The organism is Aliirhizobium sp. YIM B11859 (assembly GCF_057163345.1).
The window spans coordinates 1-5,499 of sequence record NZ_JBXHAY010000034.1 but is presented as its reverse complement, the minus strand read 5'-3'; the positions used below and the strand labels follow the sequence as shown (position 1 = coordinate 5,499).

Genomic DNA, 5,499 nt, shown 5'->3' with positions numbered 1-5,499 from the left:
CTATAACCCGCTCACTGAACGAGGGCGGCGGCGCTGCTAGCGACGGTTTCTTTCGTTCTGTAGCAAACCACGACAGAGTTGGTTATATCTGATTGGGGCCGGGTTACGGTTTGGTCTCTTTGGGTTGGTCTGTTCTGGTGGTTTTGAGATTTTGACGGGTTTGCTTTTTGCAGTGTCCGTCGGTTTTTTGACAATTGAATATGAGAAGAAAGAGAAACGTGGTCGGCGGGTTTTCGCGGACGGTTTCTGGAGCTTTCGGGCTTTGGGGCTTGTCTGTTTAGAAGACAAATGACGGTCACGTTTTGATTATGAGAACGATGGAAACGGCGCAGCGATGCGCTGGTGTACATATAAAAATGTTCTCGTCGATTCAGAACAAAAGTGATTAGTCATGATTGAATTCTCAACTTGAGAGTTTGATCCTGGCTCAGAACGAACGCTGGCGGCAGGCTTAACACATGCAAGTCGAACGCCCCGCAAGGGGAGTGGCAGACGGGTGAGTAACACGTGGGAATCTACCCAACCCTACGGAACAACTCCGGGAAACTGGAGCTAATACCGTATACGCCCTTCGGGGGAAAGATTTATCGGGGATGGATGAGCCCGCGTTGGATTAGCTAGTTGGTGGGGTAAAGGCCTACCAAGGCGACGATCCATAGCTGGTCTGAGAGGATGATCAGCCACATTGGGACTGAGACACGGCCCAAACTCCTACGGGAGGCAGCAGTGGGGAATATTGGACAATGGGCGCAAGCCTGATCCAGCCATGCCGCGTGAGTGATGAAGGCCTTAGGGTTGTAAAGCTCTTTCACCGATGAAGATAATGACGGTAGTCGGAGAAGAAGCCCCGGCTAACTTCGTGCCAGCAGCCGCGGTAATACGAAGGGGGCTAGCGTTGTTCGGAATTACTGGGCGTAAAGCGCACGTAGGCGGATATTTAAGTCAGGGGTGAAATCCCAGAGCTCAACTCTGGAACTGCCTCTGATACTGGGTATCTTGAGTATGGAAGAGGTTAGTGGAATTGCGAGTGTAGAGGTGAAATTCGTAGATATTCGCAGGAACACCAGTGGCGAAGGCGGCTAACTGGTCCATAACTGACGCTGAGGTGCGAAAGCGTGGGGAGCAAACAGGATTAGATACCCTGGTAGTCCACGCCGTAAACGATGAATGTTAGCCGTCGGCAAGTTTACTTGTCGGTGGCGCAGCTAACGCATTAAACATTCCGCCTGGGGAGTACGGTCGCAAGATTAAAACTCAAAGGAATTGACGGGGGCCCGCACAAGCGGTGGAGCATGTGGTTTAATTCGAAGCAACGCGCAGAACCTTACCAGCCCTTGACATGTCCGGCTATCCAGAGAGATTTGGAGTTCCCTTCGGGGACCGGAGCACAGGTGCTGCATGGCTGTCGTCAGCTCGTGTCGTGAGATGTTGGGTTAAGTCCCGCAACGAGCGCAACCCTCGCCCTTAGTTGCCAGCATTCAGTTGGGCACTCTAAGGGGACTGCCGGTGATAAGCCGAGAGGAAGGTGGGGATGACGTCAAGTCCTCATGGCCCTTACGGGCTGGGCTACACACGTGCTACAATGGTGGTGACAGTGGGCAGCGAAGGAGCGATCCCGAGCTAATCTCCAAAAGCCATCTCAGTTCGGATTGCACTCTGCAACTCGAGTGCATGAAGTTGGAATCGCTAGTAATCGCGGATCAGCACGCCGCGGTGAATACGTTCCCGGGCCTTGTACACACCGCCCGTCACACCATGGGAGTTGGTTTTACCCGAAGGTAGTGCGCTAACCGCAAGGAGGCAGCTAACCACGGTAGGGTCAGCGACTGGGGTGAAGTCGTAACAAGGTAGCCGTAGGGGAACCTGCGGCTGGATCACCTCCTTTCTAAGGAAGCTGTGGAACTGGTAAGACGGTCAGCACGTATCGCAAGATATGGCCTGGCATGAACCTTCCCGTGCTTTTTAGAACATAGATGGCACCAGTCAGGTGACCATCGAAACGCAATACGCCACGGAATATCCTCGGATATCGGATGGTATGGCGAAAACCGCCGACTACGTTTCTCTTTCTTCAAGNATGGCCTAGCCGGCCGGACACGAAAGAGGGATCGGTGGAGATAGGAAGCTTGTCACTCTGGTCGGTCGTTGTTGGTGTTATGGGCTTTAGGGTCTGGTGCATCTCTGACGATCTATTGATGTCCGGTTGCTAACCGCACGGACCCGGATTTAATCTCGAGAAGCTGGTCTTAAGACAAGACTGCAAGCGGGTCGCTCGGCGTGACCCCAATAAAGCAGGCTTGTCGAACACGTCGATGGCATCATGAGATGGTGGGGTTGTAAAAGGTAGCCCTGCTGTTCGTTTCTTTGAAGCGGACTAACTGATGAGCATTGGCAATGAGAACGATTAAGTGTCGTAAGGGCATTTGGTGGATGCCTTGGCATGCACAGGCGAAGAAGGACGTGATACGCTGCGATAAGCTGTGGGGAGCTGCGAATAAGCTTTGATCCATGGATCTCCGAATGGGGCAACCCACCTTAAATGCTTGGAAAATTTAAGTCGTGCTTCGGTACGGCTTAGGTTTCCAAGCATTGTTATAAGGTATCTTACTTTCGAATACATAGGGGTAAGAAGCGAACTCAGGGAACTGAAACATCTAAGTACCTGAAGGAAAGGACATCAACCGAGACTCCGTAAGTAGTGGCGAGCGAACGCGGACCAGGCCAGTGGCAATGAGGAATAAAGCTGAACAGGTTGGAAAACCTGGCTAGAGTGGGTGATAGCCCCGTAAGCGTAGAACACTCATTGTCCTAGAGTAGGGCGGGACACGTGAAATCCTGTCTGAACATGGGTAGACCACTATCCAAGCCTAAGTACTCGTGCATGACCGATAGCGAACAAGTACCGTGAGGGAAAGGTGAAAAGCACCCCGACAAGGGGAGTGAAATAGAACCTGAAACCGGATGCCTACAAGCAGTCGGAGGGCGCAAGCCTGACGGCGTACCTTTTGTATAATGGGTCAACGACTTAGTGTAACTAGCAAGCTTAAGCCGGTAGGTGTAGGCGCAGCGAAAGCGAGTCTGAATAGGGCGATTGAGTTAGTTGCATTAGACCCGAAACCGAGTGATCTAGCCATGAGCAGGCTGAAGGTTGGGTAACACCAACTGGAGGGCCGAACCCGCATCTGTTGCAATAGATTGGGATGACTTGTGGCTAGGGGTGAAAGGCCAATCAAACTCGGAGATAGCTGGTTCTCCGCGAAATCTATTTAGGTAGAGCGTCGACCGAATACCCCAGGGGGTAGAGCACTGGATGGGCTATGGGGACTCACCGTCTTACTGATCCTAACCAAACTCCGAATACCTGGGAGTACTAGTCGGCAGACACACGGCGGGTGCTAACGTCCGTCGTGAAGAGGGCAACAACCCTGACCTCCAGCTAAGGTCCCCAAGTCATGGCTAAGTGGGAAAGGATGTGAGGATCCCAAAACAACCAGGATGTTGGCTTAGAAGCAGCCATCATTTAAAGAAAGCGTAACAGCTCACTGGTCTAAATAAGGGTCTTTGCGCCGAAAATGTAACGGGGCTAAAGCCATGCACCGAAGCTGAGGATATGCACTTAACGTGTATGTGGTAGCGGAGCGTTCCGTAAGTCTGTGAAGGGGGATCCGTGAGGACCCCTGGAGATATCGGAAGTGCGAATGTTGACATGAGTAACGACAAAGAGGGTGAGAGACCCTCTCGCCGAAAGACCAAGGGTTCCTGCTTAAAGTTAATCTGAGCAGGGTTAGCCGGCCCCTAAGGCGAGGCAGAAATGCGTAGTCGATGGGAACCACGTTAATATTCGTGGGCCTGGTGGTAGTGACGGATCGCGTAGCTTGTATCTTCTTATTGGATTGAAGGTGCAGGGAAGCGGTTCCAGGAAATAGCTCCACCGTACAGACCGTACCCGAAACCGACACAGGTGGTCAGGTAGAGTATACCAAGGCGCTTGAGAGAACTATGCTGAAGGAACTCGGCAAATTGCACGCGTAACTTCGGAAGAAGCGTGACCCCTTTTTACGCAAGTGGATTGGGGTGGCACAGACCAGGGGGTAGCGACTGTTTATCAAAAACACAGGGCTCTGCGAAGTCGAAAGACGACGTATAGGGTCTGACGCCTGCCCGGTGCTGGAAGGTTAAAGGGAGGGGTGCAAGCTCTGAACTGAAGCCCCAGTAAACGGCGGCCGTAACTATAACGGTCCTAAGGTAGCGAAATTCCTTGTCGGGTAAGTTCCGACCTGCACGAATGGCGTAACGACTTCCCCGCTGTCTCCAGCATAGACTCAGTGAAATTGAATTCCCCGTGAAGATGCGGGGTTCCTGCGGTTAGACGGAAAGACCCCGTGCACCTTTACTATAGCTTTACACTGGCATTCGTGTCGGCATGTGTAGGATAGGTGGTAGGCTTTGAAGCGGGGACGCCAGTCTTCGTGGAGCCATCCTTGAAATACCACCCTTATCGTCATGGATGTCTAACCGCGGTCCGTCATCCGGATCCGGGACAGTGTATGGTGGGTAGTTTGACTGGGGCGGTCGCCTCCGAAAGAGTAACGGAGGCGCGCGATGGTGGGCTCAGACCGGTCGGAAATCGGTCGTCGAGTGCAATGGCATAAGCCCGCCTGACTGCGAGACTGACAAGTCGAGCAGAGACGAAAGTCGGTCATAGTGATCCGGTGGTCCCGCGTGGAAGGGCCATCGCTCAACGGATAAAAGGTACGCCGGGGATAACAGGCTGATGACCCCCAAGAGTCCATATCGACGGGGTTGTTTGGCACCTCGATGTCGGCTCATCGCATCCTGGGGCTGGAGCAGGTCCCAAGGGTTTGGCTGTTCGCCAATTAAAGCGGTACGTGAGCTGGGTTCAGAACGTCGTGAGACAGTTCGGTCCCTATCTGCCGTGGGTGTAGGAATATTGACAGGATCTGTCCCTAGTACGAGAGGACCGGGATGGACATATCTCTGGTGGACCTGTTGTCGTGCCAACGGCATAGCAGGGTAGCTATATATGGAATGGATAACCGCTGAAGGCATCTAAGCGGGAAACCAACCTGAAAACGAGTATTCCCTATCAGGGCCGTGGAAGACGACCACGTTGATAGGAGGCGTGTGGACGTGCAGCAATGCATGAAGCTTAGCCTTACTAATAGCCCGATTGGCTTAATCGTTCCCATTGACAATGCTCATCAGCCTGCACATGCAGGCGATGAAGCCAGACGTGTTCAAAACCAAAAAAACAGGCCAAGGCCTGCCAGCTTCTCATCACATTGCCCTTAAATGACCTGGTGGTCATGGCGGGGCGGCCGCACCCGTTCCCATTCCGAACACGGCCGTGAAACGCCCCAGCGCCAATGGTACTCCGTCTTAAGACGCGGGAGAGTAGGTCGCTGCCAGGTCTTTTAAAGGCAATGCCATAAGCGCAAATCCAGCGGATTTGTCGCGATAGTGGAAAACAATCTTCTC

At 52.9% G+C, this 5,499-nt stretch carries 3 rRNA genes; all 3 read left to right on the top strand.

Annotated features, from left to right (window positions below):
* Positions 1-404: 404 nt before the first annotated feature.
* The 3 genes from AC2GXZ_RS32390 to rrf all read left to right on the top strand — a co-directional run bounded on the left by AC2GXZ_RS32390 (position 405) and on the right by rrf (position 5,432).
* Positions 405-1,885: ribosomal RNA gene (locus AC2GXZ_RS32390) — 16S ribosomal RNA — on the top strand.
* A gap of 517 nt (positions 1,886-2,402) precedes the next feature.
* A 23S ribosomal RNA gene (locus AC2GXZ_RS32385) occupies positions 2,403-5,204 on the top strand.
* Positions 5,205-5,317: 113 nt separating this feature from the next.
* Positions 5,318-5,432 (top strand): 5S ribosomal RNA (gene rrf, locus AC2GXZ_RS32380).
* The 16S, 23S and 5S rRNA genes sit together here, the layout of an rRNA operon.
* Positions 5,433-5,499: the final 67 nt, after the last annotated feature.